Annotated in this window: 4 protein-coding genes and 1 pseudogene; 4 read left to right on the top strand and 1 reads right to left on the bottom strand. The window is 57.2% G+C overall.

The window, feature by feature from the left end; translation table 11 throughout:
• The 4 genes and pseudogenes from WBV42_RS05210 to WBV42_RS05195 form a co-directional block, all read left to right on the top strand.
• The coding region (locus tag WBV42_RS05210) for a Gfo/Idh/MocA family protein (RefSeq protein ID WP_423985082.1) at positions 1-955 on the top strand (955 nt) is incomplete at its 5' end.
• Positions 956-1,111: 156 nt separating this feature from the next.
• The gene (locus tag WBV42_RS05205) at positions 1,112-1,408 is read left to right on the top strand and encodes a hypothetical protein (RefSeq protein ID WP_066139184.1); all 297 of its coding nucleotides are present in this window, start codon (positions 1,112-1,114) and stop codon (positions 1,406-1,408) included.
• 237 nt (positions 1,409-1,645) lie between these two features.
• On the top strand, positions 1,646-1,768 hold the full coding sequence (locus tag WBV42_RS05200; protein ID WP_255359008.1) for a hypothetical protein: 123 nt from the start codon (positions 1,646-1,648) through the stop codon (positions 1,766-1,768).
• Positions 1,769-3,043, top strand: a pseudogene (locus tag WBV42_RS05195) (RNA-guided endonuclease InsQ/TnpB family protein). It begins immediately after the preceding gene.
• 11 nt (positions 3,044-3,054) lie between these two features.
• Here WBV42_RS05195 and WBV42_RS05190 read toward each other — a convergent pair.
• Complete coding sequence (locus WBV42_RS05190; protein ID WP_423985081.1) at positions 3,055-3,441, bottom strand: hypothetical protein; 387 nt, start codon at positions 3,439-3,441, stop codon at positions 3,055-3,057.
• Positions 3,442-3,485 lie beyond the last annotated feature (44 nt).

The raw sequence follows: 3,485 nt of genomic DNA, 5'->3' as shown, positions 1-3,485 counted from the left end.
CGCCGTGAGCGTCTGCGTGCACAACAACCTCCACCCGCCGGTCGCGATTGCCGCCTTCGAGGCCGGGTGTCACGTCTTCTGTGAGAAACCGCTCGCGGCAACTTACACCGACGCCAAGGCGATCGCTAATGCGGCCGATGCGGCGGGAAAACACCTCGGCGTGCAGAACGAGAACCTGTTTCTCGACCGAACCCGCGCGGCAAAGCGACTCATCGACGATGGAAAGCTTGGCGACGTGTACTACGGAAAGGCCGTTCGCTCACGTCGACGCGGACGACCGTACGTGGACGGGTACGGTACGCCCGGATTCGTCTCGAAGGAGTCCGCCGGTGGCGGTCCGATGATCGATATCGGTACCTATCAAATCGGCCAACTGCTGTATCTGCTCGGGAACGCACCCGTAGAACGGGTGAGCGGCGCAACCTTCGAGCACACCGGCGATGCGTATTCGGCGGACCTCATTGGCGACAATCGTCCGACATACTCCGACCGGCTGGAGACGTCCGGGTACAACGTGGAGGACGCCGGTCTCGGTTTCGCCCATCTCGAAGACGGGTCGGTACTCTCCGTCCGCGCCGCGTGGCACATGTTCCTCCCCGACGAACCGAGTCAGGTCGCGGGAACGAAGGGCGGTGTCCAGTTGGACCCGTTCGAGTTCTACACGACGACTGCGGACTACGAGGCGACGGTTTCGCTGGACATCAACGATTACGAGACACGACAGGCACTGTTGGAAAGCGAGGGCGGGTACGAGTTCGAACGGGATATCGGCCAGTTCTCCCACTGGATTCGAACGCTGACCGGTGCGGCCGACGTACCGATTCCGACGGGCGATATCGCGCTCAACTCGATGCTCGTCATGGAAGGTACCTATCTCGCACAGGAGGCAGGACGGGAACTGACGGCGGCGGAAATCGCCGAACGGTCGAAATCGACGGCAATCCAGTTGGATTGAGAACTCGTCGACGACTGGGGTTTCTCGATATCGTCTCCGTCAGACACACGCCTGACTGACCTTCTTGTACGTGACCGTCGTTGCGCTTCGTATGGGACTCACGACTGTCGTACGTGTCCACGAGCGGGACACATCCCGCGACAGGGGGACGTCGATATGACCGAACGAACCGTCCAAATCGAGATCTTGGTCGCGGATTCGCCGGAGGATGCCCCGGAAGTCGAAGCACACTCCCGTGTGGACGTCGCCGTGAACGGGCAGATGTACCCGACCGCAAAGCTCACTGACGGCCGCTACGTCGCGTGGTGGTTCGAGGCGGCCGCTCCCGCTCCCGACGACAGCGTTACAACCGAGTGGGTCGCCGCTCCAACCCGATACCTGGCGGCCGCGACGCTCGGGGAACTCTGGGAGGATCCGGCGGCGTTCGATTCGATAACCGGCGCGAACTGCTAAAAGGATAGAAACGATCGATTTTACCTGAATTACAGGCGCTAAGGCCTTCCTCAAGGAGCGACCGAAGGGAACGAGTAGGGAGAGGATACAGCGTCCACAAGAGCTTCGATCTTGTGTACGAACGAGACGCAACGCGTCTCGTCAACGTCGTCATAGTCTCTCCTACACAGTTCTATTGCAGACCCACAGGTCCAAAGAAACATAACTTATACATACTCAAGTTGTGTATGTTATTGTGTGGCAACGCGTAAGAACATCTCTATCCGCGACGACCAAGAAGAATGGATTCAGGAGAACTACCTGAATCTCTCCCGATTCGTCCAAGATAAACTTGACGAACACATCGAAGAGCACTCGTAGATGAACTACAACTACAGATATCGACTCAATCCAACCGTCGACATTGAAGAGCGGTTAGCATGGACGGTCGATACCTGTAGACAGGTCTATAACCACTTTCTCCACCGACTCAATCGGACCGACGATACGTCGGCGTACTCCGAGTAGAAACTCCTACCGAGTCTCAAAAAGTGGTGGAACGACTTGAAAGACGTTCACTCGAAAGTGCTTCAAAAGGTCGTTCAGCGGCTGTACGATAACCTCTCGACCCTCCGTGGTCGCAAAGACAACGGGTACCGTGTTGGGACACTCAAGTGGAAAGCACCCGATGAATACCGAAGTTTCACCTACAGTCAATCTGGCTTCAAGCTCAAGAACACGAGCGGTCGGACACGTCTATGGCTCTCGAAACTCGGTGAGATTCCTATCACCCTCCACCGCGACTTGCCCGACGACGTGGACATTAAGACCGTCTCGATTAAGCAAGAACCCACCGGGAAGTGGTACGCTATTCTCGGTGTCGAGACACCCGACGAAGCTCCCAAAAAACCGGATACTCCCGAGAAGTGTGTCGGTATCGACGTGGGTATCTTGAAGTACGCCCACGACACCGATGGGACAGCGGTCGAATCGCTGGACTTGTCGAATAAACGCGAGCGATTGGAACGCGCCCAACGTACACTCTCGCGGAAGCAACACGGTTCGAACAATTGGGAGAAACAGCGCCGTGCCGTGGCCGAACGTCACGCCGACCTGAAACAGAAGCGCCGGGACTTCTTGCACAAGTTATCGAACTACTACGCTCGGGAGTACGACCTTGTAGCAGTCGAAGACTTGGATGCAAAAGGGTTGATGGAACTCCCCGACAACAGTAGGAATCGAGTGGGAGCATCATGGGGGACGTTCCTTCGGATGCTCGAGTACAAATGCGAACGCGAAGGCACGCACTTCGTTGCGGTGAACCCACGAGGAACTACGAAGGTGTGTGCATCCTGTGGCGTTTCGACCGATAAACCGCTATGGGTTCGGGAACACTCGTGTCCGTCGTGCGGGTTTGAAGCGGATAGAGACACGAATGCGGCGTGGAACATCCTCATTCGAGGGTTGAAGAAAGCGGATATAGGAGCGGGATGCTCCGAATCAACGTCACCAGAAATTTTCGATTTCTGGCTGGCGAACGAATCGCTCTGCGATTCGTCAACGCCTGTGGAGACTGCGCTCCCTACGGACACCGTTGTGTCTGCAAAGCGCGTCGTGGAAACAGGAAGCCCCGTCCGCACCGTGCGAAGCGTGTAGGGCGGGGTAGTTCACAGGCGGTCGGTAGTCGTAGACGATTCCCTCGACCGACGGTACCGCTGTTCAGACACTTCCGGCCGAAAACTCACTGCTTGGACTCCCAGTTGACGCCGTTCTAACGGATGAATCCGGACTTGGCCAGTGAGCCACCGTCCAACCAGTAGGGTCACACAGACGTTGAACGCGACGACGACGAGAATATCGGACGTGACGAACGTGACCAACAAGCCCGTCAACAACACCCTGAGGGCGAGCGCCAGTACACCAACGGTGGCTATTGCTGTGAGTATAGCGCCCGTCCACCCGTACGCCTGCCGCATGTCGCCACGCTTGAAGTGGGCCGGCGAGTGGGAGACGAACGTTTCCTTTATGCTTCCGAAACCGACGTTCGGGACCATTACGGATGTGACTGTTGACGACTGATAACACTGCGCTAACGATT

Origin of the sequence: Haladaptatus sp. (genome assembly GCF_049589095.1) — an archaeon.
Lineage (GTDB): Archaea > Halobacteriota > Halobacteria > Halobacteriales > Haladaptataceae > Haladaptatus.
The sequence above is the reverse complement of the archived record's forward strand: the minus strand, read 5'-3'. Positions and strand labels throughout refer to the sequence as shown.

Coding starts and splice junctions, on each gene's coding strand:
- WBV42_RS05205 (WP_066139184.1), top strand. CDS start 1,112: ATGACCGAACGAACCGTCCAAATCGAGATCTTGGTCGCGGATTCGCCG.
- WBV42_RS05190 (WP_423985081.1), bottom strand. CDS start 3,441: ATGGTCCCGAACGTCGGTTTCGGAAGCATAAAGGAAACGTTCGTCTCC.